At 59.3% G+C, this 25,923-nt stretch carries 29 protein-coding genes and 3 tRNA genes; 14 read left to right on the forward strand and 18 right to left on the reverse strand.

Annotated elements, in window-relative coordinates:
- Window positions 1–2: 2 nt before the first annotated feature.
- Window positions 3–665, reverse strand: coding sequence for a DNA-3-methyladenine glycosylase I (locus tag AC2FLO_RS08365; protein WP_496752727.1), 663 nt, complete (start codon window positions 663–665; stop codon window positions 3–5).
- A 418-nt stretch (window positions 666–1,083) separates the two neighbouring features.
- On the opposite strand from AC2FLO_RS08365, the gene AC2FLO_RS08370 reads away from it, so the two are divergent.
- The 5 genes from AC2FLO_RS08370 (at window position 1,084) to AC2FLO_RS08390 (ending at window position 6,520) form a co-directional block, all read left to right on the forward strand.
- On the forward strand, window positions 1,084–2,034 hold the full coding sequence (locus tag AC2FLO_RS08370; protein ID WP_496752726.1) for an ABC transporter substrate-binding protein: 951 nt from the start codon (window positions 1,084–1,086) through the stop codon (window positions 2,032–2,034).
- 10 nt (window positions 2,035–2,044) lie between these two features.
- Window positions 2,045–3,094: a quaternary amine ABC transporter ATP-binding protein gene (locus tag AC2FLO_RS08375; RefSeq protein WP_480481922.1), complete on the forward strand. Its 1,050-nt coding sequence runs from the start codon at window positions 2,045–2,047 to the stop codon at window positions 3,092–3,094.
- The gene (locus AC2FLO_RS08380) at window positions 3,091–5,157 is read left to right on the forward strand and encodes an ABC transporter permease (protein WP_496752725.1); all 2,067 of its coding nucleotides are present in this window, start codon (window positions 3,091–3,093) and stop codon (window positions 5,155–5,157) included. Before AC2FLO_RS08375 ends, AC2FLO_RS08380 begins: the two co-directional genes overlap by 4 nt.
- Before the next feature lie 105 nt (window positions 5,158–5,262).
- Entirely contained in the window at window positions 5,263–5,928 is a 666-nt protein-coding gene (locus tag AC2FLO_RS08385) for an NnrU family protein (protein ID WP_496752724.1), read from the forward strand.
- A gap of 70 nt (window positions 5,929–5,998) precedes the next feature.
- A complete protein-coding gene (locus AC2FLO_RS08390) occupies window positions 5,999–6,520 on the forward strand; it encodes a DUF2478 domain-containing protein (RefSeq protein WP_480582967.1) in 522 nt (173 codons plus the stop codon).
- Window positions 6,521–6,751: 231 nt separating this feature from the next.
- Here the strand turns inward: AC2FLO_RS08390 and AC2FLO_RS08395 are convergent.
- Window positions 6,752–6,835: transfer RNA gene (locus AC2FLO_RS08395), tRNA-Tyr, on the reverse strand.
- 116 nt (window positions 6,836–6,951) lie between these two features.
- Here AC2FLO_RS08395 and rlmB point away from each other — a divergent pair.
- The 4 genes from rlmB (at window position 6,952) to AC2FLO_RS08415 (ending at window position 9,243) form a co-directional block, all read left to right on the forward strand.
- Complete coding sequence (gene rlmB, locus AC2FLO_RS08400) at window positions 6,952–7,722, forward strand: 23S rRNA (guanosine(2251)-2'-O)-methyltransferase RlmB (protein ID WP_496752722.1); 771 nt, start codon at window positions 6,952–6,954, stop codon at window positions 7,720–7,722.
- Window positions 7,723–7,737: 15 nt separating this feature from the next.
- A complete protein-coding gene (locus tag AC2FLO_RS08405) occupies window positions 7,738–8,019 on the forward strand; it encodes a hypothetical protein (protein ID WP_496752793.1) in 282 nt (93 codons plus the stop codon).
- A 98-nt stretch (window positions 8,020–8,117) separates the two neighbouring features.
- Complete coding sequence (locus AC2FLO_RS08410) at window positions 8,118–8,576, forward strand: YHS domain-containing (seleno)protein (protein WP_496752720.1); 459 nt, start codon at window positions 8,118–8,120, stop codon at window positions 8,574–8,576.
- 196 nt (window positions 8,577–8,772) lie between these two features.
- Window positions 8,773–9,243: a CoA-binding protein gene (locus AC2FLO_RS08415; RefSeq protein WP_496752718.1), complete on the forward strand. Its 471-nt coding sequence runs from the start codon at window positions 8,773–8,775 to the stop codon at window positions 9,241–9,243.
- Here AC2FLO_RS08415 and AC2FLO_RS08420 read toward each other — a convergent pair.
- The 3 genes from AC2FLO_RS08420 to hisF all read right to left on the reverse strand — a co-directional run bounded on the left by AC2FLO_RS08420 (window position 9,240) and on the right by hisF (window position 10,957).
- The gene (locus tag AC2FLO_RS08420; RefSeq protein ID WP_496752716.1) at window positions 9,240–9,812 is read right to left on the reverse strand and encodes a hypothetical protein; all 573 of its coding nucleotides are present in this window, start codon (window positions 9,810–9,812) and stop codon (window positions 9,240–9,242) included. The two genes, AC2FLO_RS08415 and AC2FLO_RS08420, sit on opposite strands and share 4 nt — an antisense overlap.
- 69 nt (window positions 9,813–9,881) lie before the next feature.
- On the reverse strand, window positions 9,882–10,199 hold the full coding sequence (locus AC2FLO_RS08425; protein WP_496752715.1) for a phosphoribosyl-ATP diphosphatase: 318 nt from the start codon (window positions 10,197–10,199) through the stop codon (window positions 9,882–9,884).
- On the reverse strand, window positions 10,196–10,957 hold the full coding sequence (gene hisF / locus AC2FLO_RS08430; protein WP_496752713.1) for an imidazole glycerol phosphate synthase subunit HisF: 762 nt from the start codon (window positions 10,955–10,957) through the stop codon (window positions 10,196–10,198). The genes AC2FLO_RS08425 and hisF overlap by 4 nt, the downstream gene beginning before the upstream one ends.
- 117 nt (window positions 10,958–11,074) lie before the next feature.
- On the opposite strand from hisF, the gene AC2FLO_RS08435 reads away from it, so the two are divergent.
- Entirely contained in the window at window positions 11,075–11,521 is a 447-nt protein-coding gene (locus AC2FLO_RS08435; protein ID WP_267363290.1) for a DUF302 domain-containing protein, read from the forward strand.
- 4 nt (window positions 11,522–11,525) lie between these two features.
- Here AC2FLO_RS08435 and hisA read toward each other — a convergent pair whose 3' ends face one another.
- Window positions 11,526–12,245, reverse strand: a complete 720-nt coding sequence (gene hisA / locus AC2FLO_RS08440) for a 1-(5-phosphoribosyl)-5-[(5-phosphoribosylamino)methylideneamino]imidazole-4-carboxamide isomerase (RefSeq protein ID WP_496752711.1) — start codon at window positions 12,243–12,245, stop codon at window positions 11,526–11,528.
- A 134-nt stretch (window positions 12,246–12,379) separates the two neighbouring features.
- Here hisA and AC2FLO_RS08445 point away from each other — a divergent pair, with 134 nt between their 5' ends.
- Window positions 12,380–12,781, forward strand: a complete 402-nt coding sequence (locus AC2FLO_RS08445) for a DUF2147 domain-containing protein (protein WP_496752709.1) — start codon at window positions 12,380–12,382, stop codon at window positions 12,779–12,781.
- A 3-nt stretch (window positions 12,782–12,784) separates the two neighbouring features.
- Here AC2FLO_RS08445 and hisH read toward each other — a convergent pair whose 3' ends face one another.
- Window positions 12,785–13,423 carry an imidazole glycerol phosphate synthase subunit HisH gene (hisH, locus tag AC2FLO_RS08450; protein WP_480537406.1) on the reverse strand — a complete coding sequence of 213 codons (639 nt, stop codon included), beginning with the start codon at window positions 13,421–13,423 and terminating at the stop codon, window positions 12,785–12,787.
- Window positions 13,424–14,011 (reverse strand): imidazoleglycerol-phosphate dehydratase HisB, encoded by a 588-nt coding sequence (hisB, locus tag AC2FLO_RS08455; protein ID WP_496752707.1) that lies wholly within the window; start codon window positions 14,009–14,011, stop codon window positions 13,424–13,426.
- 154 nt (window positions 14,012–14,165) lie between these two features.
- Here hisB and AC2FLO_RS08460 point away from each other — a divergent pair, with 154 nt between their 5' ends.
- Window positions 14,166–14,405 carry an Lrp/AsnC family transcriptional regulator gene (locus AC2FLO_RS08460; protein WP_480482339.1) on the forward strand — a complete coding sequence of 80 codons (240 nt, stop codon included), beginning with the start codon at window positions 14,166–14,168 and terminating at the stop codon, window positions 14,403–14,405.
- Here the strand turns inward: AC2FLO_RS08460 and AC2FLO_RS08465 are convergent.
- The 3 genes from AC2FLO_RS08465 to AC2FLO_RS08475 all read right to left on the reverse strand — a co-directional run bounded on the left by AC2FLO_RS08465 (window position 14,402) and on the right by AC2FLO_RS08475 (window position 15,536).
- Complete coding sequence (locus AC2FLO_RS08465; protein ID WP_496752705.1) at window positions 14,402–15,268, reverse strand: GNAT family N-acetyltransferase; 867 nt, start codon at window positions 15,266–15,268, stop codon at window positions 14,402–14,404. The two genes, AC2FLO_RS08460 and AC2FLO_RS08465, sit on opposite strands and share 4 nt — an antisense overlap.
- 85 nt (window positions 15,269–15,353) lie before the next feature.
- Window positions 15,354–15,428, reverse strand: a tRNA-Gly gene (locus AC2FLO_RS08470).
- A 33-nt stretch (window positions 15,429–15,461) separates the two neighbouring features.
- Window positions 15,462–15,536 (reverse strand) — tRNA-Gly (locus tag AC2FLO_RS08475).
- Between the two features lie 150 nt (window positions 15,537–15,686).
- Here AC2FLO_RS08475 and AC2FLO_RS08480 point away from each other — a divergent pair.
- Entirely contained in the window at window positions 15,687–15,839 is a 153-nt protein-coding gene (locus AC2FLO_RS08480; protein WP_209597812.1) for a hypothetical protein, read from the forward strand.
- Window positions 15,840–15,854: 15 nt separating this feature from the next.
- Here AC2FLO_RS08480 and AC2FLO_RS08485 read toward each other — a convergent pair whose 3' ends face one another.
- From AC2FLO_RS08485 to AC2FLO_RS08510, 6 genes are all read right to left on the reverse strand, one after another.
- Window positions 15,855–16,238, reverse strand: a complete 384-nt coding sequence (locus AC2FLO_RS08485) for an MAPEG family protein (RefSeq protein ID WP_496752703.1) — start codon at window positions 16,236–16,238, stop codon at window positions 15,855–15,857.
- A gap of 78 nt (window positions 16,239–16,316) precedes the next feature.
- Window positions 16,317–19,754: a pyruvate carboxylase gene (locus AC2FLO_RS08490; RefSeq protein ID WP_496752701.1), complete on the reverse strand. Its 3,438-nt coding sequence runs from the start codon at window positions 19,752–19,754 to the stop codon at window positions 16,317–16,319.
- Window positions 19,755–19,908: 154 nt separating this feature from the next.
- Window positions 19,909–21,036, reverse strand: coding sequence for an alpha-hydroxy acid oxidase (locus AC2FLO_RS08495; RefSeq protein WP_496752699.1), 1,128 nt, complete (start codon window positions 21,034–21,036; stop codon window positions 19,909–19,911).
- A gap of 39 nt (window positions 21,037–21,075) precedes the next feature.
- A complete protein-coding gene (locus AC2FLO_RS08500) occupies window positions 21,076–21,537 on the reverse strand; it encodes a GGDEF domain-containing protein (RefSeq protein WP_496806603.1) in 462 nt (153 codons plus the stop codon).
- Between the two features lie 12 nt (window positions 21,538–21,549).
- Entirely contained in the window at window positions 21,550–22,368 is an 819-nt protein-coding gene (locus tag AC2FLO_RS08505; protein WP_496752697.1) for a hypothetical protein, read from the reverse strand.
- Window positions 22,369–22,392: 24 nt separating this feature from the next.
- Complete coding sequence (locus tag AC2FLO_RS08510; RefSeq protein ID WP_496752695.1) at window positions 22,393–22,851, reverse strand: hypothetical protein; 459 nt, start codon at window positions 22,849–22,851, stop codon at window positions 22,393–22,395.
- Between the two features lie 180 nt (window positions 22,852–23,031).
- Between AC2FLO_RS08510 and AC2FLO_RS08515 the strand changes: the two genes are divergently transcribed.
- Window positions 23,032–25,428 (forward strand): ATP-dependent helicase, encoded by a 2,397-nt coding sequence (locus tag AC2FLO_RS08515; RefSeq protein WP_496752693.1) that lies wholly within the window; start codon window positions 23,032–23,034, stop codon window positions 25,426–25,428.
- A gap of 4 nt (window positions 25,429–25,432) precedes the next feature.
- On the opposite strand, the gene AC2FLO_RS08520 is transcribed toward AC2FLO_RS08515, so the two are convergent.
- A complete protein-coding gene (locus AC2FLO_RS08520) occupies window positions 25,433–25,723 on the reverse strand; it encodes a DUF1330 domain-containing protein (RefSeq protein WP_496752692.1) in 291 nt (96 codons plus the stop codon).
- Between the last annotated feature and the right edge of the window lie 200 nt (window positions 25,724–25,923).

Consider the following 25,923-nt stretch of genomic DNA (forward strand, 5'->3'; position numbering starts at 1 on the left):
TTTCACAGACTCATGGCCAGTACCCGGCTGATTTCCGTAAGTGATCGCCCGGACTGGCCCATCCATGTATTAAAGGCGTTCTGAACCGCCCCCAACGCTTTCTTCGAGGTGGCAGGCTTGTCAATCACACCTTCGGCAATCAGGCGGGCGGTGACATCCTGGGACAGAATGAAGCTGTCCCGCCCGGCAAACCGCATCGCGTACTGTGCCGAAGCGCCGCCCAGTCGGGCCCCGCGTTTGGCCAACATGGCCAGAAGATTGACGTAGTCATCAGATGGCCAGCCGCCCAGCACTTTACCCACGCCGCCTTCCTCGCGCAGCTCAAGCAGGAACGCAGCGTTATCCCGTACAGCCGCGATCTTGGTTCCATTCCTGACGATGCGCGTATCCTGCAACAGGGTGTCAAACTTCTCATCATCCATGAACGCGCATCGCCCCACGTCGAACCTGTCAAAGGCTGTTTCGAACCCGTCCCATTTGTTTTCGATGACTTTCCAATTGAAACCGGCCTGAAAGATGCATTTCGTGATGATCGACAGCCAGCGGTCCTCGGGCATCGCTGCCAGTTCCTCAGGGGTTTTCGGTTTGCTCAGTTTTGCGTCCAGTGCTTCTGGCCCGCCGTGGCGCGCGGCTGCGATTTCAAAGATTTCGTCAAACGTTCGCATCTGTCTAACCTTGATGTTGCCCGACAATGAATGTTTGTCTTTTGTTCTTGTTTGGCAATGAAAAATATGACCGTTTCCAGATTTGAGGCAGTCCCCGGAATAATCGAATTCGCAGAAAAATGCAGATTTTTGAAAGAAGTTCTCGACAAAAGGTGGCAAAATGTTTTCTGATTGACTCGTCAGTCAATGTCCCGTCTTAGCGAAATGAAACAAGGGCTAGCCGGGTTGGATGCATAAAGAGAGCCGGGAGGGGGGAACAATCTGGCAGAAAGATCTTTTCCACAATTTGGAAACGGATCACTGTTCTTTTCCAGCCAAATTTGTGCATGCTGCGGCATGGCATTGTCATCAGACAGAAAGACCGGCGGGAAAATCCTTGCCGGGATGGGCAAAACAAATATCACAGGGAGTTAAGTCCATGAAAAAACTAAGTGTAAGCGTAATGGCTCTGAGCGTTGCAGGCGCGGCGCAGGCGGCGGATATGGGCGCCGTGGATGAACCGATCAAACTGGCGATCAACGAATGGACCGGCCAGCACGTCACCACGCATGTGGCGGGTGAGATGCTCAAGGCAGCCGGGTACAACGTCGAATATGTGACCGCTGGCATGATGAACCAGTTCCAGGCGCTGGCCGATGGCGACATCGACGCGACACTGGAAATCTGGTCTTCCAACGTTTCCGATGAATACGCCAAGAAAATCGGTGAAGGCACTGTGGTCGAAATCGGTGATCTGGGTCTGGATGCCAAGGAAGGCATCGCATACCCGGCGCATGTGGCCGATCTGTGCCCGGGCCTGCCCGCATGGGAAGCGCTGAAAGATTGTGCACAGGTCTTTGCGACGGCGGAAACTCTGCCCGGTGGTCGTCTGGTCGACTACCCGGCCGATTGGGGTACTCCGGGCGCGGATCGCATGACCGGTCTGGAATTGCCTTTCAAAGCCGTACCTGCAGGGTCCGAAGGGGCGCTGATCGCGGAATTGCGCGCTTCGACCGAACGCAAATCGCCACTGCTGATCACCTTCTGGCAGCCGCATTGGGCGATGTCGGCCTATGACGTTCAGTTCGTTGAACTGCCCGCTGGTGAAGAGGCGTGCTTCAGTGATCCGGCCTGGGGCCCGAACCCGAACGCTGTCAATGACTGCGACTTCTCTCCCTCGCGCATCTTCAAAGCCGGCTGGAGCGGTATGGAAGAGAAATGGCCGGCAGCCTTTGAAATCCTGACCAACTATCAGCTGGCGGTTGAAGACCAGCAGCCGATGATGGGCGCGATCGACGTTGACGGCGGAAAGGTCGAAGAAGTTGTCGCCGCATGGATGGCTGAAAACGAAGGCAAATGGCGTCCGGTTGTTGACGCGGCAACCCAGTGAGCCCGCGTAAGTGACGGACACGACTATGCCAGCCATCGCCTGCCGGAATCTCTGGCAGGTGTTTGGCCCCGGCGCTGACAAAGCCCTGACCGACGCGCTGTCTCGGTCAGGGAATGACGCAGACAAGGCTGCCGCCGCCCTTCGGGAACAGGGGCTGATCCCTGCCGTTCAGGATGCCAATTTCGAAGTTCAGGAGGGCGAGCTTTTCGTCATCATGGGCCTGTCGGGCTCGGGCAAATCCACGCTGATCCGCTGCATTTCGCAGCTGCTGCCCGGCACGGGCGGTGAGATTCGGGTGGACGGCGAAAATGTCATCGGAGCCTCGAAGAAGGCCCTGACCGAGTTGCGCCGCAAAAAACTGGGCATGGTGTTCCAGCATTTCGGCCTGTTCCCGCATATGACCGTTTCCGAAAACGTGGCCTATCCGCTGCGCGTGCAGGGTGTGGGCAAGAAGGAACGGCTGGCGCGCGCACAGGAGGTGATCTCACTGGTCGGTCTGGAAGGGCGCGAAGACAGCTTTCCGCGCCAGCTTTCAGGTGGCCAACGTCAGCGTGTGGGCATTGCCCGCAGCCTCGCCGTAAATCCCGATATCTGGTTTCTGGATGAACCGTTCTCGGCCCTCGACCCATTGATCCGCCGCCAGTTGCAGGATGAATTCCTGCGCATTCAGGCGACGCTGAAGAAATCCATCGTCTTCATCACCCATGACATTCAAGAGGCGCTGAAGCTGGCCGACCGCATTGCAATCATGCGCGACGGCAAGATTGTTCAGATCGGAACGCCCACAGATATCGTGTTGCGCCCGGTGGATGATTACGTGCGCGAATTCTCGAAGGATGTCGCCAAAGGTCAGCACGCCAAGGTCGCCTCGGTCATGCGGAGCAAGGCGGAATGTGGCCCGGATGATCCCGGCCTCACCACCTCGATGACGCTGGACGCAGCCCTTGCGCATTGCATGGAGCTGTATGAACCCGTGCCCGTGCGGGATGAGGCGGGCAATGTCGTCGGTACGGTGCATCCGTCCGATCTGGCGGCAGCTCTTCAGGTGGACGAGACATGACCGCCATAACCGACCTCCCGACACGGCGCAGTGCGCAGTTGACGGCAGGTGCGAAGGCCGCCCTGATAACGGTTATCGTCGGTGCAGTTTGCCTTGCGCTCGAGGGTTTCGCCCCGTGGCTGGTCAAATGGCCCACCGCGTGGGAACTGCCTGCAACCCAATGGGTTGGCGCGTTTCTGGACTGGTTTCTGAACCTGATCAAACCGGCAATGCGGCTGTTTTCGGACCTGATGACCCACCCAATGAACTGGGCGAATTTCGTGCTGGGCAATACGCCATGGCCCATCCTGATCGGGATCGTGACCGCGTTGGGCTGGTATCTGGGCGGCATGTCCATGGCCGCACTTGGCTTTCTGGGCCTCAGCTTTGTTTTGGCCTCGGGCTATTGGGCGGAAAGCATGAATACGCTGGCGCTTGTCGCCGTGTCTGTCCCTGTGGCGCTGGTCATTGGGGGCGGTATCGGCATCCTCGCCAACGAAGTGCCAAAGGTGAAATCCTTTGTGCAGGCTGTCCTGGACATCATGCAGACGGTGCCCACCTTTGCCTATCTGACACCGCTGCTGCTGCTGTTTGGGTTTGGTCCTGTTGTCGGTCTGATTGCTTCGGCCATCTATGCCGCACCGCCCATGGCGCGCAATGTGATGCTAGGATTGGAACGGGTAGAGCCCGAGATCAAAGAGGCGGCCATCATGTCCGGCGGCACTCGGTTCCAGCAACTGTTCCAGGTCGAAATCCCTGCCGCCACCACTCAGATTATGGTCGGTGTGAACCAATGCCTGATGGCTGCTCTGTCGATGGTTATCATCGCCGCCGTCATCGGCGGGTTCAACGATATCGGCTGGGAGGTTCTGCTGACCATGCGCAAGGCGCAGTTCGGCGAGTCGCTGATGGCGGGTCTGGTTATCGTGGTCTTTGCTGTGGTGATCGACCGGATGAGCGGCACTTTGGCGACCGAGCGTAAACGCTATGACAGCCGTGTTGTCTGGGTGATGTTGGGTTTTGCTATTATCTTCACAGCGGCCTTCTGGGCGTGGTTGCCAAACCCTGCGGAGCTGACCCTGCTGGACCCGATGGCCGAAGCCGTGGACAGCGGCCTGACCGCATTCACGCAGGCCAATGGCCAGTGGCTGGACGCCCTCAAGAACAACTCGCTGTTCTATATTCTGCTGCCGCTGCGGATCGGGTTGGATCAGGCGGTGCTGCCCTTCACATGGGGCTTCCAGTGGACGTCGAGCATGAGCTATGGCCTGTTCGCGGCCGGTGCCGGGATTGCGCTTTTCATGGCGTGGCGCGGACGGCTGACTGGCGGGCTGGTCGTTCTGATTCTGATTGGAATGCTGGAAACCGGTATCGCGAACCTGCCGTGGCCCTTTGTCCTGACTGGCGCTGCCGCGCTGGGCTGGGTTGCCGGGGGCTGGCGCTTGGCCGCGCTCTGCGTGGGGCTGCTCTGCACCATCCTCGTCTCGGGCCTGTGGGAAAGGGCGCTGCTGTCGCTTTATCTCAGCGGTGCAGCGGTGTTTACCTGCGCTTTGGCGGGTGGGCTGATCGGCCTTGCCAGCGCGGTATGGCAGCCTGTGTGGAACGTGGTTCGACCGATCTGTGACATGTTGCAGACGATCCCCCTTTTCGTGTTCCTGATCCCGGTGCTGATGGTGTTCCAGATTGGCGAGTTCTCGGCCTTTCTGGCCATCTGTGCCTATGCGATTGTCCCGATGATCCGCTACACGCGGCACGGGCTGGTCAACACACCGGATGAGATGATGGAGGCCGCAATTTCAAGCGGTGCGACCGAGTGGCAGATCATGCGCGATGTGCGGGCGCCTTATGCCGCGCCCACGATCCTGCTGGGGCTGAACCAGACCATCCTTTATGCCTTTGCCATGCTGGTTATCGCGGCACTGATCGGGACCACCGGTCTGGGCCAGTCGATCTATCTGGCGCTGGGTCAGGCGGATGTGGGGCTTGGTATTTCGGCCGGGGCCGCGATGGCGATTCTGGCACTGATTGCCGACCGCATCGTGCAGGGCTTTGCCGAAGAACGCCGCGCGGCGCTTGGGCTGTAATACAGGCAGGGGCGGCGTATCCGCCCCTGCGGCCCAACTTGATTTCGGGCAAGGAAGTCGCTGCCCTCTCACTCTAGACCGACCCCAACACGTTTGGAGAATATCATGACCGGTTGGGGACTATTTCTTGCAGCACTCATCGCTTTCCTACTCAGCCATGCAATTCCTGTACGGCCCACCGTGCGGGGATGGCTGATCGGCACGCTCGGGCGCCGGGGGTATTTCGCGGCCTATTCACTTCTGTCGCTGGCCGTGCTGGCCTGGCTGATTGTCGCCGCTGCAAACGCCCCCTATGTCGAGGTCATCCCGCCGTTCGCAGTCTTGCGCTGGGTGCCAATACTGATCATGCCCGTGGTGTGCTGGCTGGCTGTGGCCGGGCTTGCGATCCAGAACCCGTTTTCTTTCGGTGGGATGGGCAAAAGGCCTTTTGACCCCGAACACCCCGGTATTCTGCGCACCACCCGCCACCCGATCCTTGCTGCGCTGCTATTGTGGTCCTTGGCGCATCTTCTGGCCAATGGAAGCCTGTCACATGTGATCCTGTTCGGCCTGTTTGCCGGATTTTCTGTTATGGGCATGGCCCTGATCGACAGGCGAAAATCGCGTGAGATTGGCTTTGAATGGGTCCGGTTGTCGCGAAATACGGCGCGGTTCTCACTGCGCTTACCGCGTCCATGGCCACGCCCTTGGATCTGGCTAACCGCACTGGCCGCTTACGCGGTTCTTCTTCACCTGCACGCACCTGTGATCGGTCTGTCGCCGCTGCCTTGACTGGAGGAGTGGCCGGGCAGCCCCTTGCGTGCTATTTGAAACGTCACAATCGATTTACAAGAGGTCCAAGATGCATCTGGCCTATGTTACCACCACCGACCGCGGCGCGACGGATCGCCTGCTCAGCGCTGTTGCTGAACGTCTGCTGGCGTCTGGCGCGAAACTGGCCGGTGTCGTGCAAACGAACACGGAATGTACCGACAGCAGCAAGTGCGACATGGATGTCCGCGTGTTGCCGGATGGTGAAACCATCCGAATCTCACAATCACTGGGCACCCAGTCGCGCGGCTGCCGTCTGGACCCGGCAGCGCTGGAACAGGCGGTGGGGTATGTGACCGCCTCGCTTGCGAACGCACCGGACCTGCTGATTATCAACAAATTCGGCAAACATGAATCCGATGGGCGCGGTTTTCGCCCCGTAATCGGCGAAGCACTGGCGCTGGATATTCCGGTGCTGGTCGGCGTGAATGGGCTGAACGCCGAAAAGTTCAACACCTTCGCCGAAGGTGCGGCCGAAGAGCTGCCTGCGGATTTGGACGACATCGTAGGCTGGTTCAACCGCATAGCGCAGATGCGCCCGGCTGCGGAATAGGTGCGCAATCGACTGGCGCGTTGATCTGAACGTCATGACATGCGGTGGCGAAGGCCACGCGGCACCTTTCGTTCACAATCCGGTCGCGTTAGCGCCGGTTTAAGATGTGTAAAACGGATCAGGTCTGTTGAATCTGAGAATGACGGCAGACCAACAGCAATAACACAGCTGACAGACAATAACGCAATGCGGACTACACGTCCTGACCATCTTCGAAATATGTTGGAAAGATGGTGGGCGACCCTGGAATCGAACCAGGCGTGCGTCTCCGCGAGGGAGTTACAGTCCCCTGCCACACCTTGCGGCCTGTCGCCCACTGTCAGGCGTTGCACCTGACGTGGAGGCGTGATTACTAGCGCACCAAAGGAGCGTCAACAGGAAAATTTCCCTTTGACGCAGGAAACCGAATTCCCGGCCCGGAGGCCCGTAAAATGAAGAAACCCAAATGGGTCGTCGAAAAGGAACAGGCGCGCAAAGCTGCTGCTGCGGAAACCGTCTGGCTGTTTGGCCTGCACGCGGTTCGCGATGCGCTGATGAACCCGAAACGGCAAAAATTACACCTGATGGTGACGCGGAATGCGTGTGACAAACTGGCGGAAGCTATTGAATTTGCGGGGATCGAGGCCGAGATGGTCGACCCGCGCAAGTTTTCTGCGCCCATCGATTCTGGATCCGTGCACCAGGGCGCAGCGCTGGAGGTCAAGCCGTTGGAATGGGGCAGTCTGGCAGATAACTGCATCGGTCGCGAAAACCCTCGCGTCATTCTGCTGGACCGGGTCACCGACCCGCACAATGTCGGGGCGATTCTGCGCTCGGCCGAAGTTCTGGGGGCCAGTGCTGTGGTCGGCACACGCCACCATTCCGCGCCCGAGACCGGGGCACTGGCAAAAACCGCCAGCGGTGCGCTTGAGCGGCAGCCTTATCTGCGGGTGCGCAACCTTGCGGACGCGATTGTCGAGCTTCAGGGCATGGGCTTTCTGGTCCTTGGGCTGGACGGAGAAGCCGACATGACAATCGAAGGTGCGCTAAGCGATGGCCGTGACCGCCCTGTCGCGCTTGTGCTGGGCGCGGAAGGTCCGGGCTTGCGGCAGAAGACAAAGGAAACCGTGGATCAGTTGGTTAAAATTGACGCAGCCGGGGGATTTGGCTCGCTGAACGTCTCAAATGCTGCGGCAATCGCCTTATATGCATCGCGACCCTGAGCAAAGGAGAGCTTCATTCCCGGTCCTGCCAAAATCGCGACCTGCTGCTATTGCGGCACCCGGGCTGCCTTGATCCTGAAAGGCAAGGAACGGCACGAGCTGAGCTGTTCCAGTTGTGGCGCACCTTTGCATGATCTGAAGATGCTGCCCGCGCGGAAAGTACATAAACCCGAACCGCTGCGCGTAGCTGCGTCTCATGCTGCCCCTCGGAAAGCAAAGCGCAAAAAGAGGAAGAAGACCATGCTTGCGCGCGTGTTCGACGAAGCATGGGACATGATCGAAGACATCTTTGACTAAGTTTCAACTGGCGAACACTCGTTCACATCCGCGTCAACAGGGGTTCCGAAAAGCGCGAAAAGTTGCATGTTGATAGTCTTGAATGTGCAGATTCCCAAATGACGATACTGAACCGACGTACTCTTCTTTGCTCGCTGAGCACTGTATTGCTGGCTCCTGCCGTGTTTGCGCAGGACAACCCCGTGTACTACGCCACTGACGGTGTGGCGTTGGCGGGGTATGATCCCGTGTCCTATTTTGACAGCGACGCGCCTTCAAAAGGGGCACCCGAAAACGCGGTCATGTGGAAGGGCGCCCGGTGGCATTTCAAATCGCAGACAAATCGCGAGCTCTTTGAAGGCAACCCGCGCGCCTTTGCGCCGCAGTTCGGTGGTTATTGCTCATATGCCATGGCGAAGGGAGTACTGAAAAGCACGGATCCCAAGGCGTGGCAGGTGGTCGATGGGCGCCTTTACCTGACGCATTCGCCCGAGGTCGAGGAAATCTGGCAGCAGGATCGGGCAGGGTACATTGCGATGGCCGAGGAAAACTGGCCCGCAATTCTCTACGGAAAATAGGCGACCGTCAGATAATTGTGAAAAGTCATCACAAAAATGCGCCACCCCTCTTTTTTTTAACAGATCCATGCTTAAATGTCACAGTGACCGCGGAACGGAACTGCCGCGGGTCATTTCACTGTCCCTCGTTCCAACAACTGGCGCCCAAGCTTTCTTGGGCGCTTTTTTCTTTTTGGAACCCTGTTAAGGATAGGGCATGTCAGACTATTCCGATCAGTACCTTAAGGCCATTTTGCAACGCACCAAGACGGTGGCCGTTGTCGGCGTTTCCATGAACCCAGTGCGACCCAGCTATTACGTGGCGCGCTATTTGTCTCTGAAAGGGTTCAAGGTGATTCCCGTCAATCCGGGCCACGCGGGTAAAGACTTGTTTGGTCAGACGGTTCGCGGCAGCCTGTCAGAGATCTCCGAGCCTTTGGACATGGTGGACATTTTCCGGCGGTCCGAGGGCGTGCCACCCATTGTGGATGAAGCGCTGGATGCTTTCCCGTCGCTCGGTACGATCTGGATGCAGATTGGCGTGGAACACCCTGAAGCGGCGGCAAAGGCCCAGGCCCGTGGCGTGGATGTGGTGATGAACCGTTGCCCAAAGATCGAATATCAGCGCCTGTTTGGCGAATTGCGCATGGGCGGATTTTCGACCGGGATCATCTCGTCCAAGCTTTAGGGTTTGGCGGGGACGTAAGGTTTCAGACGGGCGACCTGTTCCTTCCGCCGCTTTTCCAGCACCACGTCGCGCGGGACCCAGTCATACTGGGTATCCTCGACCAGCGGAGACCAGAACAACACGCCGCCATAACGCCACGGGTCCAATACGACACCGTCATACAGCGTCGCGCCTTTACTGCTGATGATTGCGGTGCTGTGGTCGATCCGCGTCGGGTTGTCCGCGTTTGCAATGGCACGGTGCAGCTCCAGTGTCCGGAAGTTTTCCTGTTTCAGCCGCCGCTCGATATCCTCGGCCCAATGCCAGCACAGCCCACGCGGGCGCAGCCCCTTGTTGACCTTCATGTTATGGATCAGGGGCGGGTCTGTGATCTGGTATTCCTCGACCAGCTGAGCAGTATAGGCGTAAGCAATTCCCGCTGCGCGTCGGGCCTCCTCAGGGTCGATATCCGGGCCAAGGCCCTGAATCTCCGTGGCGAGCCGCTGCACCTCATCCCCGGTCGAGCGCGGCGGCGCGGCGCAGCCCGCGACGATGGCAAGGGTCGCCACAAGCATCAAAATTCGGATCATATCGCGCCTTCGCCCTGACAATCTGGCATCCGAGTATAACGGCCCAGGAGCCAGTGCGGAACCCGGACCTTACCCTTTGGGGCGGGCAGCTTTTTCAGCGACACCACTGGTGCCCTGACGGCGGTCCAGCTCGGCCAGAACATCATCCAGCGCCACGTCCCGCGCGGCCAGCATGACCAGAAGATGATACAACACGTCCGCCGCTTCCGAGGTCAGCTTAACCTGATCCCCTTTTACGGCTTCGATGATGGCCTCTATGGCCTCCTCACCGAATTTCTCGGCGCATTTCTCAGGGCCTTTCGCAAGCAGCTTGGCCGTCCAGCTGCTTTCGGGATCAGCCCCCTTGCGTGCCTCGATCGTGGCGGCCAGATCGTGCAAGATGCTCATGTCAGCCTCATGGGGATGCCAGCGGCGGCCATATGTTCCTTGGCCTCGCGGATGGTGTATTCGCCGAAATGGAAAATCGATGCCGCCAACACGGCGCTTGCACCGCCCTTGGTGACGCCCTCGACCAGATGGTCCAAAGTACCAACACCGCCCGAGGCGATCACGGGCACATCCACCGCGTCGGAAATGGCGCGGGTCAGCGGCAGGTTGAACCCGGATTTGGTGCCGTCGCGGTCCATCGAGGTCAGCAGGATTTCACCGGCCCCCTTGGCGACTACGGTTCTTGCAAAGGCAACCGCATCAATGCCAGTGGGTTTGCGCCCACCATGGGTAAAGATTTCCCACTTGCCGGGGCTGACGGTCTTGGCGTCGATGGCGCAGACAATGCACTGACTGCCGAACTGATCTGCCGCTTCAGCAATCACATCCGGATTGGCAACCGCGGCCGAGTTGAAGCTGACCTTATCCGCCCCCGCCAGCAGCAAGGCGCGCACATCGTCTTTTGTTCGCACCCCGCCGCCCACGGTCAGCGGCACGAAACACTGTTCCGCCGTGCGCTGCACCACATCGAACATGGTGCCGCGATTCTCATGGGTCGCGTGAATGTCGAGAAAGCAGATCTCGTCCGCTCCGGCAGCATCATAGGCCTTGGCCGATTCCACCGGGTCGCCCGCATCGCGCAGGCCCAAGAAATTTACGCCTTTGACCACTCGGCCATCGGCAACATCAAGGCAGGGAATGATCCGGGTTTTCAGCATAGGATATCCTTTATGGGCGCACCTCTAGCGGCAAAGCCCTGCCGATGCCAGACTTGTGATTGTGAGAGGTCTCAATTCTGTGAAAACTGGGGTGAATTTCACAGAAGGAATATCGATATGCGTAGACTGATACTGGCTTGTGTTTTTTCAATCGGAGGCGCGCTGACCGCAATGGCAGATGATCTGATCAAGGTTCAAACCGACAAATCCGTGGCCGAGGCGCTGGACGCGCTGGAAGCCGCCGTCGGAAATGCAGGCGCAACCGTGTTTGCCCGCATCGACCACGCGGCCGGGGCGGAAAAGATCGGTACGTCCATTCCTGCCAATCAGGTGCTGATCTTCGGCAACCCGGCGCTGGGTACGCCAGCCATGCAGATCGACCCGCGCGCCGGGCTGTTTCTGCCTCTCAAGGTGCAGGCGTACGAAGACTCCAATGGCCAGGTCTGGCTGATCTATGAAGACCCGAAAGAGACATTGGACGACCTGAACGATGTCGACAAATCACCGGTCATCGAAAAGATGCGCGGTGCACTGGCCAAGCTGACCGCCGCAGCCGCGCAATAACCGATCACGACAGGGCGCGGATGGCCTCGGCCAGGTCAATTGCGCCATCATAAAGCGCCCGGCCTGAAATCGCGCCGTTCAGCGCAACGCCGCAATCGCGAAGGGCGATCAGGTCGTCCAGTGAACTGACACCGCCCGAGGCGATCACAGGGATGGAAACGGCCTGTGCCAGGGCAGCGGTCGCTTTGATGTTCGGGCCCTGCATGGCACCGTCGCGATTGATATCGGTGTAGATGATTGCCGCAACGCCCGCGTTTTCGAAACTACGGGCCAGATCAGTGACCTGAACATTGGTCTCTTCGGCCCAGCCCTTGGTGGCCACCATGCCATTGCGTGCGTCGATGCCGACAGCGACCTTGCCGGGAAAGGCTTTGGCTGCTTCGCGCACCAGATCTGGATTTTCGACAGCGACAGTGCCCAAAATGACCCGCGCCAGCCCCTTCTCGATCCATGTTTCGATCGTGGCCATGTCGCGGATGCCACCACCCAGTTGCGCAGGCACCTTGCACGCTTTCAGAATTGCCTCAACCGGTGCTGCGTTGACCGGCTCGCCTGCGAATGCACCGTTCAGGTCGACCAGATGCAGCCATTCGCACCCCGCCTCGACAAAGGCACGGGCCTGAGCGGCCGGGTCTTCGTTGAACACGGTGGCCTTGTCCATTTCACCGCGCAGCAGGCGTACGGCCTGGCCGTCTTTGAGGTCGATGGCGGGGTAGAGGATCATGTCGGGCGGCCCTATATCACTGTTACACGCGCGGGATATCGCACAAGCAGGGCAGGGGATGCAACGCGACGCTGGGTCATTCTTGCCCGCCGCCCATTAGCGGGTCAGACTGCCCACAAAACAGGGAGAAAATCATGAAGACTTCTACTCTTTCAGCGGGCCTGATGCTGCTTGCTACAGCTGCTTTTGCAGACGATCCGGTTGACGGCCTGTGGAAAACCGCGCCGGGCGACACGGGTGGCTATCTGCATGTGACGATTTCCGAATGCGGCAGTGCGATCTGCGGCTCCATCGATAGCGCGTTCGACGCGGATGGCAACCAGCAGCTGGAATATGAGAACCTTGGCAAAAAGATCATCTGGGACATGGTCCCCGAAGGGGGCGGCAGCTATGACAGCGGTAAGATCTGGGCCCCCGACCGGGACAAAACCTACAACTCGAAAATGTCTCTGGACGGCCAGAATGCGCTGACCGTCAAGGGCTGCGTGGCGGGCGGCCTGATCTGCCGCGGGCAAACCTGGACGCGGGTTCAGTAAGCCTCAGGGCTTCCAGGTCAGGAAGTTGCCCAGCATACGCAGGCCAACATCCTGGCTTTTCTCGGGGTGAAACTGCATCCCAACCATCGTGTCGCGGCCAATCACGGCCGTGACGTCCTGCCCGTATTCCACATAAGCCAATCGCTGCGCCGGGTCGGACACGCGAAAATGGTAGGAATGGACGAAATAGGTGTGATCGCCTGATTTCACCCCGGCAAAGATCGGGTGATCGCTTTCCAGAACCAGATCGTTCCAGCCCATATGCGGCACTTTCAGAGCGGCATCTGACGGTTCGATTCGAACAACATCGCCTGCCACCCAGCCCAGACCATCGGTCTCGGTGTATTCATGGCCTTTGGTTGCCATCAGTTGCATGCCAACGCAGATGCCCAGAAAAGGGCGGCCCTTCTGTTCGACCGCCTCGACCATCGCGTCATAAATACCCTTATGGCCGCGCAGCTCGGCAGCACAGGCCGGGAAGGCACCATCACCGGGCAGAACCAGTCGGTCCGCACGCGCAACCACATCCGCGTCCGAGGTGACAACAACGTCACCTGCGCCGACTTCTTGCGCCATGCGTTGAAACGCCTTTTCCGCTGAATGCAGATTGCCGCTTTCGTAATCAATTATGGCGGTGAGCATTTACAGGGCACCCTTGGTCGACGGAATCGCATCCGCCTTGCGCGGATCGGTTTCAACTGCATCCCGCAGGGCACGCGCGACTGCCTTGAACGCGGCCTCGACGATGTGGTGGCTGTTGAAGCCGTGCAACTGGTCAATATGCAAGGTGATGCCGCCATGGGTGCTGAGCGCCTGAAAAAACTCGCGCACCAGTTCTGTGTCGAACGTACCGATCTTTTGCGTCGACAGATCGATATTCCAGATCAGGAACGGGCGGCCCGAAAGGTCCAGCGCACAGCGTACCTGCGCGTCATCCATCGGCAGATGGCACTCGCCATAGCGACGAATGCCCTTTTTGTCGCCCAGGGCCTGTGTCAAAGCCTGACCCAGCGCGATGCCGGTATCCTCGACCGTGTGGTGATCGTCGATGTGATAGTCACCCTTGGCGCGGATTGTCATATCGATCAACGAGTGGCGCGCCAGCTGGTCCAGCATATGGTCAAAGAACCCGACGCCGGTCTGATTGTCATATGTACCGGTGCCATCCAGATTGACCGAGACCGAAATTTCGGTTTCGGCAGTCTTGCGGCTGATCGAAGCGGTGCGCATGGGCAAATTCCTTTTGCTACAGGCGCGCTTATAGACGGGGTGGGGTGGGTTGATCCAGACCATGCGTTGCAATCGCTGCAAACTGTTGCAAGGGATTGCACCCGGCCCGGCACCATGTCAGCTTGCAGACAACATGAACCAACAGGGCCAAGCCATGTCCACCTGCGTATTCATCCAGATCCGCTGCAAACCCGGCACCACCTACAAGGTGGCCGAGGAAATCGCCCTGCGCGAAATACACTCAGAGCTTTATTCCACCAGCGGTGAGTTTGATCTGATGCTCAAGCTCTACATCCCCGAAACCGAGGATGTGGGCCATTTCATCAACGAGCACCTGCTGGTGATTCCCAATATCGAACGCTCATTGACGACGATGACGTTCAAGGCGTTTTAACCCAGTTCAAAGGTGGTCACGCCAAAGATGCGGCTCAGGTCGATATCCGGCTGATCGCCGGAATACATCCGAGCCGTTTCGAACACTTTCACAAGCCCCAGCGCATCCGCCAAAGCAAAAGCGGCCGCGTTGGGCTGTGGCATGTCGATGAAAACCGCTTGGTCGCTGGCTGTTGCTGATACGGCAGTCAAAAGACTGGCAAGCAGGCCCCGTGCGACACCGGCGTCATCTGCGAAAAGCGGCCCGATCTTGTACCCTGTCTTACACGGTCTCAAGGTGGCATATCCCCTGATCTGCCCCTCCACTGTACACACCCGTGAGATATGATTCGGCGCACTCAGCCAACCTGTTAGAAACGCGTCGCGCTGCGCAGGGAAGAGTTGCCGGTCATAGGCGAACAGCTCCGGCGATGGCTGACTGAGCGGGCTGATTGATGCGTCATCGCTCTGCCCTAGAGTGTCGAGAATGCCTCTGACAGTGCCGGTGAAGCGGTAATTGTTATAGGCAAAGGTGAAACCAGACTTGCGGTAATTGTGTTGCTGATCAACGACCCCGTCGAGCCCGATATTGCGCCCGGTTCGTTGCGCCAAAGCCCGATGCCAGATTTTCAGCCCGTAACCCGACCCCCGAAATTCCGGACGTACAATGTAAAATCCCAGAAACGAAAACGCATCACCATAGTCCACCACAGACACTGATGCGATCATCTCATCGTCCAGAAACCCGCCCAGAAACCCGTTGGGGTCGGTGCCGTAGAAACAGGCGGCGTCGTGGTAGCCGGGGTTCCAGCCCTCTTGGCCTGCCCAGTCGACAGCGGTCTGCATTTCATCCGCAGTCAGGGGGCGAATGACATAGTCGGACATAAGCATTTCCCGTGCGTGATTGAAACCACAGCCACAATGGCGCAATGCCAACGAAAGAACCATATGTTTGGGAAAACTTGGTATCTGGAGCGGGCGAGGCGATTCGAACGCCCGACCCTAACCTTGGCAAGGTTATGCTCTACCCCTGAGCTACGCCCGCATCAGATACATATGTGGTCCGAAGACCTCTCAATGGAGCGGGCGAGGCGATTCGAACGCCCGACCCTAACCTTGGCAAGGTTATGCTCTACCCCTGAGCTACGCCCGCGCCGTTGAGTGAGGAGGGATGTATAAATTCCCACGCGGGGCTGCAAGCGGAAAAACACAAAAAGCGGGAAAAATCTTTTCGACGGAATCCGGCCCGTGGCCCGTTCAACCCGTAATGCAAATCAACGAAACACAGGCAGGAGGTGCCGTCATGATATCCGTTGCAGACCTGAAGATCGTGATGCTTGCCGCGATGATTCTGATCGGCGCTGCCATCCTGAAACCGGACCGGCATGAACATGACCGGTTCACACCGGTTCTGCTGGGCGCGCCGCAGATCGAAACAACCGTTCTGGCAGGGTAACACCCGCCAGACGGCCTAAAGCGCCAGAATCAGGTTTGCGAAGGCCGCACCCAGAATGGCGAGGAATGTCAGGCTCATGCCGGCCTGCCGTAGGATGACGATCTGTGGCGTCCGTCCAAATCCGTACGCGTGCAAAAGACGCCCCGCCAGCAACATCAGCCCCAGCAGATGGACCAAAACCCCGGCCGCGCCCTGCAACTCGGCCATAGCAATCAGCAACAGGGAAATCGGGGCGTATTCGGCGCAGTTCGAGTGTGTCCGTATCGCCTTGATCATCAGCTTGCTGCCACCATCCCCGACCGAGATTCTGTCGCTGCGCCGTTGCAGGATCACTTTGACGCTGAGTGTGACGTAGAGAAGTGCGACCAGGGCCGCATAGATCGGGGTGATTGCAAGCATAATGGGTCTCCGCTCAATCATAGAAAAAGGCCGTGTGGTCTCCCACACGGCCTGATGAACATTAGTTTGTTTTATGGCTTATTCCAGTTCGATCAGAAGGTCCTTTGCGTCAATCTGGCCGCCGGGCTGGATATGCACGGCTTTGACGGTCGCGTCGCGTTCGGCGTGGATGCCGGTTTCCATCTTCATCGCCTCGATGGTCAGCAGCATGTCGCCTTCCTTGACCTGCTGGCCCGCGGTCACAGTGACTGTGGCCACAACACCGGGCATCGGCGCACCGACATGATCGGGGTTGCCGACCTCGGCCTTGGGGCGCGCCTGAGTGGTTGATGTGACCATCCGGTTCGGCACCCGGATCACACGCGGCTGGCCGTTGAGTTCGAAGAACACTTTGACCTCGCCTTTTTCATCCGTCTCGCCGATAGCCTGACACCGGATTTCCAGCGTCTTGCCGGGGTCGATTTCGGCCGTGATCTCTTCGCCGGGCTCCATACCGTAGAAGAAGGTGCGCGTGGGAAGGGTGCGGACCGGGCCGTAAATCCGGTGACGGCCCATGTAATCCAGAAACACCTTGGGATACATCAGGTACCCGTTCAGATCCTCGTCATCGACCTCTTTGCCCTCAAGCTGCTTGGATAGCTCGGCGCGGGTGGCCTCAAGATCGACGGCAGGCACATCCTTGCCGGGTCTCTGCGTGTTGGGGGCCTCGTCCTTCAGCACCTTCTTGATGATGGTGTTCGGGAAGCCGCCCGGAGGCTGACCCAGATTGCCGCGCATCATGTCGACGACCGAGTCGGGGAAGGCCACATCTGTCGCCGGATCCTCGACCTGCTCGCGGGTCAGGCCCTGACTGACCATCATCAGGGCCATATCGCCAACAACCTTCGACGAGGGCGTTACCTTTACGATATCGCCGAACATCTGGTTTACATCGGCGTACATCTGCGCGACCTCGTGCCAGCGCTCTTCCAGACCCAGACTGCGCGCCTGCGCCTTGAGGTTTGTGAACTGACCACCCGGCATCTCGTGCAGATACACCTCGGACGCCGGGGCCTGAAGGCTTGATTCGAAGGCCGCATACTGTCCGCGCACGGCCTCGAAGTAATCGCTGATCTCGCGGATCGCCTTGATGTCCAGCCCGGTGTCACGGTCAGTATGGCGCAGCGCCTCGACCACGGTGCCCAGCGTTGCCTGAGACGTGTTGCCGCTGAAGCTGTCCATCGCGCAATCCACCGCGTCCACGCCCGCCTCAGAGGCGGCAAGGATGGTCGCGCTGGCGATACCGGCCGTGTCATGGGTGTGGAAGTGGATCGGCAGTCCAACCTCTTCCTTCAGCGCCCGGATCAGAATCTTGGCCGAGGCAGGTTTCAACAGGCCCGCCATATCCTTCAGACCCAGAACATGCGCGCCTGCGTCGCGCAACTCTTTGGCCATTCCGACATAGTATTTCAGGTTATATTTGGTGCGGTCAGGGTCCAGAATATCACCAGTGTAACAAACGGTACCCTCGCAGATCTTGCCGCTGTCGATAACAGCATCCATCGCAACGCGCATGTTCTCGACCCAGTTCAGCGAGTCGAAGACGCGGAAGACGTCGATGTTCTTCGATGCCTGGCGCACGAACTCCTGCACCACGTTGTCGGGATAATTGGTGTACCCAACCCCGTTCGCGCCCCGCAGCAGCATCTGTGTCATCAGGTTCGGCATTGCCTCGCGCAGGTCGCGCAGACGCTGCCATGGGCATTCCTGCAGGAACCGGTAGGCCACGTCGAACGTCGCACCGCCCCAGCACTCGACCGAGAACAGCTGCGGCAGGTTCGCGGCATAGGTTGGCGCCACCTTGATCATGTCGATCGACCGCATCCGGGTCGCTAACAGCGACTGGTGCCCGTCGCGCATGGTGGTGTCGGTGATCAGCAGCTGCCGCTGCGCTTTCATCCAGTCCGCCACGGCCTGCGGGCCTTTCTGCTCCAGCAGGTTGCGCGTGCCCATCCGCGGCTCAGCCTTCTGCGCGGGGGGCTTGGCGACTTTCAGGTCGGCGCGCGGCTTGGGGCGGTCCTTGGTTTCGGGATGACCATTCACCGTGATATCGGCGATATAGGTCAGAACCTTGGTGCCCCGGTCGCGGCGGCGCTTGAAGGCAAACAGATCCGGCGTCGTGTCGATGAACTTGGTGGTGTATTCATTCGACAGGAAGGTCGGGTGCTTCAGCAGGTTGATGACGAAGTCGATATTGGTGCTGACGCCGCGAATACGGAACTCGCGCAGGGCGCGGTCCATCCGGCTGATCGCCTTCTCGGGCGTCGGCGCCCAGGCGGTGACCTTTGTCAGCAGCGAGTCGTAGTACCGCGTAATGACACCGCCCGCATAGGCCGTGCCGCCATCCAGACGAATGCCCATGCCCGTGGCCGAGCGATAAGCGGTGATCCGGCCATAATCGGGGATGAAGTTGTTCTGCGGGTCTTCTGTGGTGATCCGTGTTTGCAGCGCGTGACCGTTCAGATGCACATCGGCCTGGCTGGCGGCGCCGGTGGCTTCGGCCAGAGTCTTGCCCTCGGCGATCAGGATCTGCGCCTGAACGATGTCGATCCCGGTGACCTCTTCGGTGACCGTGTGTTCGACCTGTACGCGGGGGTTCACCTCGATGAAGTAGAACTTGCCCGTCTCCATATCCATCAGAAACTCGACAGTGCCCGCGCATTCGTAATTCACATGGGCGCAGATCTTGCGGCCCAATTCGCAAATCTCAGCGCGCTGTTCTTCGCTCAGGTAAGGGGCAGGGGCGCGTTCGACGACCTTCTGGTTCCGGCGCTGGACCGAACAGTCGCGTTCATAAAGGTGATAAATCTCACCATGCTTGTCGCCCAGAATCTGCACCTCGACATGGCGGGCACGGGTGATCATCTTTTCCAGATAGCCTTCGCCATTGCCAAAGGCGGCCTCAGCCTCGCGGCGGCCTTCCAGAACCTTTTCTTCCAGCTCATCCTCCGACTGGATCGGGCGCATCCCGCGTCCGCCGCCACCCCAGGACGCCTTGAGCATCAGCGGGTATCCGATCTCGGCGGCCTCCTTGCGGATCGCGTCCATGTCATCACCCAGAACTTCGGTGGCTGGAATGACAGGCACACCGGCCGCGATGGCCACGCGCCGCGCGCTGGCCTTGTCGCCCAATGCGCGCATGGTCTCGGCCCGGGGGCCGATGAAGGTGATGCCGTTCTTGACACAGGCATCCACGAAATCCGGGTTTTCAGACAGCAGGCCATAGCCCGGATGGATCGCGTCCGCGCCGCAATGCTTGGCCACGCGGATGATCTCGTCAATCGACAGATACGCCGCGACCGGACCCATGCCCTCGCCAATCTGATAGGCCTCATCCGCCTTGAACCGGTGCAGGCCCAGTTTGTCTTCTTCAGCGTAAACAGCGACGGTGCGTTTGCCCATCTCGTTTGCTGCGCGCATGACGCGGATGGCAATCTCGCCGCGATTGGCGATCAGGATCTTGTTGAAGTCTGTCATATCAGGTCCCGGTCTTTGGTGTTTGGGCGTCTTATTGGGCGGAGAATACGCACAGGTACATCCGTTCTTCTGGGTAGAACCGGCATGTTATCGCTCGCAAACGCCCTTTGGCCTCGGCACACTTATAGGGATGCCGCGTTGCAGCATCAATAATTTAGCGTTTCGTCTCAAACTGACATAGATCGGCCAGTCCCATCTGACCCATATTCGCGTGCAGATCCTGCCTCAGGATATCGATCACATGCGCAGGGCCTTTGGCGCCAAGTGCCGCAAGACCGTACAAAAAAGCACGCCCCAGCATGACAAAGTCCGCGCCCAGCGACAGCGCACGCAGGATATCCAGCCCGCCTTCGACACCGCTGTCGAAAATCAGCGGCAGGCGGGTCGCGTTCCGGATCGCGGGAAGAACCTCAATGCTGGCCGGGGCTGCATCGAACTGTCTGCCCCCGTGATTCGACGCCCACAGGGCGTCCACACCCACCCGTTCCAGCCTGTCTGCATCCTCGGGACGCAGGATGCCTTTCACGACGAACGGCCCTTCCCAATGATCGCGCAGCCATTTGACGTAATCCAGATCCGGAGAGGTCCGCAGCAGGTATCCGACATGGGCCGTCGGCGGCAGATCACCAGGGTCATCGATATATTTGTCCAGCGTGCGCATATGCGGAACACCGCTGCGCAGCATACCCAAAGCCCAGGCGGGTCTTTGAGCGATCTGTACCAGCAGGCGCGGTGTCAGTTTCGGTGGCTGCCGCAGGCCCGAGCGCGTCTGCCGCTCCCTGCGCGAGGCGACAGGGACGTCAGCGGTCAGAACCAGAGTTCGAAATCCGGCCCCGCGCGCCCGGTTCAGCATGTCCATGCGAATTTCTGGATCCCTTGGCGGATACAGCTGGAACCACGCGGTCTCGCCCAGATAGGGGGCCAGGTCTTCGGGGCTCTGACTGGCCACCGTCGATAGCGAATAGGGAATGCCTGCCTTGGCGGCGGCCTGCGCCAGCAGTCGCTCTGCATCAGGCCAGACAAGCCCGGACATCCCGATTGGCGCAATGCCGAAGGGCAAAGGGCAGGTGCCACCCAGGATTTTCACCGACGTATCGAATTCAAGGTCCCCATGCAGGATCGAGGGGCTCAGACGGACATCATCCAGCGCCTTTCGATTGTGATGCCGCGTCGTTTCTATCCCGGTGCCACTGTCGATATATTCCCACACGAAGTGCGGCAGCCGACGGCGTGCGCGGCGTTTCAGATCGGGAATGCCCGGATAAGTGCTGTGCAGGTCCATAAGGATTGATCCGGCCTTCGGGGCGATTCGGCAAGGTTTTCAGGCGGCTTCCGGCGATGGGCGTTTACCCGTTGCGGGAACGCGCCTGGCCTGCTCCAGCACCCCGGCGGCGACGTGAACCTGATTGCGCCCCTTGTCCTTGGCGACATACAGCGCATCATCCGCGGCACGCATCAGATCCTGCGGCATGGTGCCGTGGGCCGGGTAATGTGCGACCCCGACCGAGATTGTGATACGGGGCAGGGCCTTTTCGCCATAGCGGACAATGACCGCCTCGACCGACTGGCGTAACTGCTCGGCCCGGGTCATGGCATCTTCGGGGCTGTTGTCGGGCAGGATCAGCATGAATTCCTCACCGCCGATGCGGCAGGCGATCTCGTCCCGGTCGCAGCCCTGTTCCAGCGCCGCGCCGACCGCGCGCAACACCATGTCTCCGGCGTCATGACCATGCGTGTCGTTGAATTTCTTGAAGTGATCGACGTCCACGGCAATCAGGCTCAGCGCGGCGCCGGTCTACTGGCTGCGGCTGATGGCCTTGCGCAATGTCTCGGTCATGTGGCGGCGGTTGAACAGCCCGGTCAGCGGGTCGCGCACCGATTGGTCATGCAGCTGATCGCGCATACGGACATTGGCGATTGCCATGCTGATCTGTTCGGCGCACAGCTGCGCCAGCTTGCGGCTTTTGTGGAAACAGGCCTCACGCCCCTCAGCCGCGCGCAGATGCAACAGACCAACGGTTTCCCCGTGGGCCAGAATGGGAAAACAGAAATAGGGCCGCCCGTCATGCGGTTCGGCATGTTCGCAGACAAAATCGATCTCAGAAGCACCGTACTCATAAGTCCGGCCGCGCCTCAAACCCCAGCATCCTTCTGGATGGATATGAGATTTATGCGTTCCCCCGTTCCAGCTGGCACACCCGTCCAGCACGTCGCGCGAGTTGGAATAGACGTACACGCTCCCTTCGGCCTCGGGCAGGATATGGGTCATAAAGCGCGCGACCATGTCGAAAAGCTCATCCAGTGAGCGGCTTGATTGCAGCCACTCGTTCAACTCGCCCAGCAGGCGCACCTCACGCGCCAGGCGAAGCTGCTCTCCCATCAGTTCGCGTTCTTTCACGGCGCGCTTGTGTAGATCGCGCATCTGACGGCGGTTGGTGCGGTGGACAATCAGGATGACCGTGGCCAGCGCCAGCAACGCGACGCTGCTCAGCAACGCCAGCGACAGACGCATGCGCGTTATGAACAGGGTTCTGAGATTGGTGATGTCCGAATAAAACTCGATAGCGCCAAGGAAAACGCCGTCCTTGATGATCGGTGTATAAACTTCGGCCACATGTCGGGTGTTTGGGCTCGCATGTCAGGCGGGGTCATTGTCAATCGACTCAACCTCTGCCGCGGGTTTTTCCTCGTGGTTGTAAAAAACCCTTCCGGCGGCGACGACTGAATGGAAGTAATGTTTTGTGTTCACGGCCCCGACATCACTGGCCCGGGTCGACCAGAACACCCGACCGGACGCATCAAACAGCTTGAACCGGTAGATGTCCGAGGTTTCGGGCAGCAGCATCAGGAATTCCGCGTCATGCTCGTGCAGTTCATGGTACCGAAACGTTGCATCCAGATCGTTCAGATGGCTTTCGACCTGACGGCTTAGCTGCATGGCGTCTTTTCGCAAATCCGATTCCAACATGCGGTCCACAACCGGGGCAGGGGCCGCGTAGATGCCCCATCCCGCTGCCGCTGTCAGCGCGATCAGAATCAGGGTAACACCCACAAGTTTCAGCCGTGACGACCCGCCCGTCAGTTCCTTCGCTTCCATCTGTTCCACTCCCACAGCAATGGAACCAGCATCCGGGCCAGGACTTGACAGAGGGTTAACAGCCCCACAGGGCAGCGGCATCTTTGTTTAGAATTGAATGCAAAAAGACGTGAAAAATCCTTGCGAACAAGCCGTGAACAAACTCTTTCCCTCGGCGATCATCCGGCGTAGTTTGGGGGCATGAGCAGTTTTGACGAAATGGACGCCTTCGAAGGCGCATCCCTGTCGGCGCGGGCTATGGCCGTGCGCCCTTCGCCCTATCTGGATGAGCTGAACCCGGCTCAACGTGACGCGGTCGAACGCCTGGACGGCCCGGTTCTGATGCTGGCTGGGGCGGGGACGGGCAAGACCAAGGCGCTGACGGCCCGGATTGCGCATCTGCTCAACACGGCGCGCGCGCGCCCGAACGAGATACTGTCGGTGACCTTCACCAACAAAGCCGCGCGCGAGATGAAGGAACGAGTAGGCCGCCTGCTTGGCCAACCCGCCGAAGGAATGCCATGGCTGGGCACCTTCCATTCCATTTGCGTCAAACTGCTGCGCCGCCACGCGGAACTGGTCGATCTGAAATCGAACTTCACCATTCTGGACAGCGACGACCAGCTGCGCCTGCTCAAGCAATTGGTTCGCGCCGCCAATATCGATGACAAACGCTGGCCCGCGCGTATGCTGGCGGGGATCATCGATGACTGGAAAAACCGTGCGCTGACGCCCGACAAGGTACCAGCGGCGGATGCCGGGGCCTATAACAACAAGGGCATTGAACTTTACGCCCAGTACCAGACCCGCCTGCGCGAGCTGAATGCGGTGGATTTCGGTGACCTGCTTTTGCACATGGTCACGATTTTCCAGACCCACCCGGATGTTCTGGAACAATACCAGCGCTGGTTCCGCTACATCCTTGTGGACGAGTATCAGGACACCAACGTCGCCCAGTACCTGTGGTTGCGGCTGCTGGCCGGGGGGCACAAGAACATCTGCTGCGTGGGCGATGACGACCAGTCGATCTATGGCTGGCGCGGGGCCGAGGTCGGCAACATCCTGCGGTTCGAAAAGGACTTTCCCGGTGCCTACGTGGTGCGGCTGGAGCAGAACTATCGCTCGACCCCGCATATTCTGGCGGCAGCTTCCAACGTCATTCGGGGGAACGAAAGCCGTTTGGGTAAGGAGCTTTGGACCGATGCCAAAGACGGCCACAAGGTCAACCTGATCGGCCATTGGGATGGCGAGGAAGAGGCCCGTTGGATCGGCGAGGAAATCGACGCGATGCAGGGCGGGACGCGCGGTATCCGACCGATGAATCTTGATGAGATGGCGATTCTCGTCCGCGCCTCGCACCAGATGCGCGCGTTCGAGGACCGGTTCCTGACCATCGGTCTGCCCTACAAGGTGATCGGCGGCCCGCGTTTCTACGAGCGGATGGAGATCCGCGATGCCATGGCCTATTTCCGGCTGGTGACCAGCCCCGAGGATGATCTGGCGTTCGAGCGGATCGTGAATACGCCGAAACGCGGATTGGGCGACAAGGCGCAGCAGACCATTCAGATTGTGGCGCGTGAGAACGGCGTGTCTCTGGTAGAAGGTGCGCGGATCGCAGTCGACAACGGGCTGATCAAGGGAAAAGGCGGCAAAGCGCTGCGCGAGTTGATCGACGGGTTGGTCCGGTGGAATGCGATGACACGCGGGCCTCGGATTGAGGTCGATGATGACACGGTTATCGATGATGGGGTTTCGCCGATCCGCTATGGCGCGCCCGAGCATACCCATATCGAGCTGGCCCAGATCATCCTCGACGAATCCGGCTACACGGCCCATTGGCAGAACGACAAGACCCCCGAAGCGCCGGGGCGTCTGGAAAACCTCAAGGAACTGGTCAACCAACTGGATAATTTCGAAAACCTGCAAGGGTTTCTGGAACATGTCAGCCTGGTCATGGACAATGAACAGGACGGTGACGGGGCCAAAGTCTCGATCATGACCCTGCACGCGGCCAAGGGGCTGGAGTTTCCCGTCGTCTTCCTGCCGGGGTGGGAAGACGGGCTGTTCCCCTCGCAACGGTCGATGGACGAAACCGGCCTCAAGGGGCTCGAGGAAGAACGCCGTCTGGCCTATGTCGGTATCACCCGCGCCGAAGAGGTTTGTACGATTTCCTTCGCCGCCAACCGGCGGGTATTCGGGCAATGGCAGAACTCGATGCCGTCACGGTTCATTGACGAGTTGCCCGAGGACCATGTCGAGGTGCTGACACCTCCGGGCCTTTATGGCGGCGGCCATCAGACGGCAGGCATAGAAACCCGCGCGGCCGAAGCCAACGTCTATAACTCGCCGGGTTGGAGACGGTTGCAGGCGCGGCAGGGCCAATATGGCATGTCGCAACCCCGCGAAAGCCGCAACACGGTGATCGACGCCACCGCACTGGCCAGTTTCACGCTGGGCGAACGGGTGTTTCACCAGAAATTCGGCTACGGCGCGGTGATCGGGATAGAAGGTGACAAGGTCGAGGTCGATTTCGACAAGGCGGGCATCAAGAAAGTGGTCTCGCGTTTTCTGACCAACAAGGATGACGTCCCGTTCTGAGGCGTCATATCCCGTCGACCAGAACCAGATTGGTGGTTGCGGTGGCCTTTCGGATCTTCGCCAGTTCGATGTAATCCGGGTCATCCTTCCAGGATTTCGCTGCTGCAAGATCCGGAAATTCCATCAACACAATTCCGCCTTCGGGCCAATTGCCTTCGATCCGTTCGACCGGTTTGGATGAGACCGTCAGCAGGCGACCGCCGTGGCGGTCGAAGATCGGCATGAAACCCGCCAGATAGCCCTGATATCCGTCCGGGTCGTGAATGTTGATCTGCGCAATGAAATAGGCGGCCATGGCGTCCTCCGCATCAGAAATCAGGACGCCATCCTACACCAGTGTCCGGAAAACAAAAAACGGCGGTTCCCAGGGAGGAGGAGAGGGAACCGCCGTCTTGTCAACATCAGAGCAGGGAGGAGGAGAGCCCTGATGTATGCGAACCCGGGTTTGAACCCGGTATGAGGAAGACGCGGCGATGTCAGGGAGGAGGAAGACAT

Source organism: Ruegeria sp. TASC047 (assembly GCF_059612445.1).

What these genes read in the sequence shown, in the direction of transcription:
- AC2FLO_RS08365 (WP_496752727.1), bottom strand. Translation starts at nt 665, where the DNA reads ATGCGAACGTTTGACGAAATCTTTGAAATCGCAGCCGCGCGCCACGGC.
- AC2FLO_RS08370 (WP_496752726.1), top strand. Translation starts at nt 1,084, where the DNA reads ATGAAAAAACTAAGTGTAAGCGTAATGGCTCTGAGCGTTGCAGGCGCG.
- AC2FLO_RS08380 (WP_496752725.1), top strand. Translation starts at nt 3,091, where the DNA reads ATGACCGCCATAACCGACCTCCCGACACGGCGCAGTGCGCAGTTGACG.
- AC2FLO_RS08385 (WP_496752724.1), top strand. Translation starts at nt 5,263, where the DNA reads ATGACCGGTTGGGGACTATTTCTTGCAGCACTCATCGCTTTCCTACTC.
- AC2FLO_RS08390 (WP_480582967.1), top strand. Translation starts at nt 5,999, where the DNA reads ATGCATCTGGCCTATGTTACCACCACCGACCGCGGCGCGACGGATCGC.
- rlmB (WP_496752722.1), top strand. Translation starts at nt 6,952, where the DNA reads ATGAAGAAACCCAAATGGGTCGTCGAAAAGGAACAGGCGCGCAAAGCT.
- AC2FLO_RS08410 (WP_496752720.1), top strand. Translation starts at nt 8,118, where the DNA reads ATGACGATACTGAACCGACGTACTCTTCTTTGCTCGCTGAGCACTGTA.
- AC2FLO_RS08415 (WP_496752718.1), top strand. Translation starts at nt 8,773, where the DNA reads ATGTCAGACTATTCCGATCAGTACCTTAAGGCCATTTTGCAACGCACC.
- AC2FLO_RS08420 (WP_496752716.1), bottom strand. Translation starts at nt 9,812, where the DNA reads ATGATCCGAATTTTGATGCTTGTGGCGACCCTTGCCATCGTCGCGGGC.
- AC2FLO_RS08425 (WP_496752715.1), bottom strand. Translation starts at nt 10,199, where the DNA reads ATGAGCATCTTGCACGATCTGGCCGCCACGATCGAGGCACGCAAGGGG.
- hisF (WP_496752713.1), bottom strand. Translation starts at nt 10,957, where the DNA reads ATGCTGAAAACCCGGATCATTCCCTGCCTTGATGTTGCCGATGGCCGA.
- AC2FLO_RS08435 (WP_267363290.1), top strand. Translation starts at nt 11,075, where the DNA reads ATGCGTAGACTGATACTGGCTTGTGTTTTTTCAATCGGAGGCGCGCTG.
- hisA (WP_496752711.1), bottom strand. Translation starts at nt 12,245, where the DNA reads ATGATCCTCTACCCCGCCATCGACCTCAAAGACGGCCAGGCCGTACGC.
- AC2FLO_RS08445 (WP_496752709.1), top strand. Translation starts at nt 12,380, where the DNA reads ATGAAGACTTCTACTCTTTCAGCGGGCCTGATGCTGCTTGCTACAGCT.
- hisH (WP_480537406.1), bottom strand. Translation starts at nt 13,423, where the DNA reads ATGCTCACCGCCATAATTGATTACGAAAGCGGCAATCTGCATTCAGCG.
- hisB (WP_496752707.1), bottom strand. Translation starts at nt 14,011, where the DNA reads ATGCGCACCGCTTCGATCAGCCGCAAGACTGCCGAAACCGAAATTTCG.
- AC2FLO_RS08460 (WP_480482339.1), top strand. Translation starts at nt 14,166, where the DNA reads ATGTCCACCTGCGTATTCATCCAGATCCGCTGCAAACCCGGCACCACC.
- AC2FLO_RS08465 (WP_496752705.1), bottom strand. Translation starts at nt 15,268, where the DNA reads ATGTCCGACTATGTCATTCGCCCCCTGACTGCGGATGAAATGCAGACC.
- AC2FLO_RS08480 (WP_209597812.1), top strand. Translation starts at nt 15,687, where the DNA reads ATGATATCCGTTGCAGACCTGAAGATCGTGATGCTTGCCGCGATGATT.
- AC2FLO_RS08485 (WP_496752703.1), bottom strand. Translation starts at nt 16,238, where the DNA reads ATGCTTGCAATCACCCCGATCTATGCGGCCCTGGTCGCACTTCTCTAC.
- AC2FLO_RS08490 (WP_496752701.1), bottom strand. Translation starts at nt 19,754, where the DNA reads ATGACAGACTTCAACAAGATCCTGATCGCCAATCGCGGCGAGATTGCC.
- AC2FLO_RS08495 (WP_496752699.1), bottom strand. Translation starts at nt 21,036, where the DNA reads ATGGACCTGCACAGCACTTATCCGGGCATTCCCGATCTGAAACGCCGC.
- AC2FLO_RS08510 (WP_496752695.1), bottom strand. Translation starts at nt 22,851, where the DNA reads ATGGAAGCGAAGGAACTGACGGGCGGGTCGTCACGGCTGAAACTTGTG.
- AC2FLO_RS08515 (WP_496752693.1), top strand. Translation starts at nt 23,032, where the DNA reads ATGAGCAGTTTTGACGAAATGGACGCCTTCGAAGGCGCATCCCTGTCG.
- AC2FLO_RS08520 (WP_496752692.1), bottom strand. Translation starts at nt 25,723, where the DNA reads ATGGCCGCCTATTTCATTGCGCAGATCAACATTCACGACCCGGACGGA.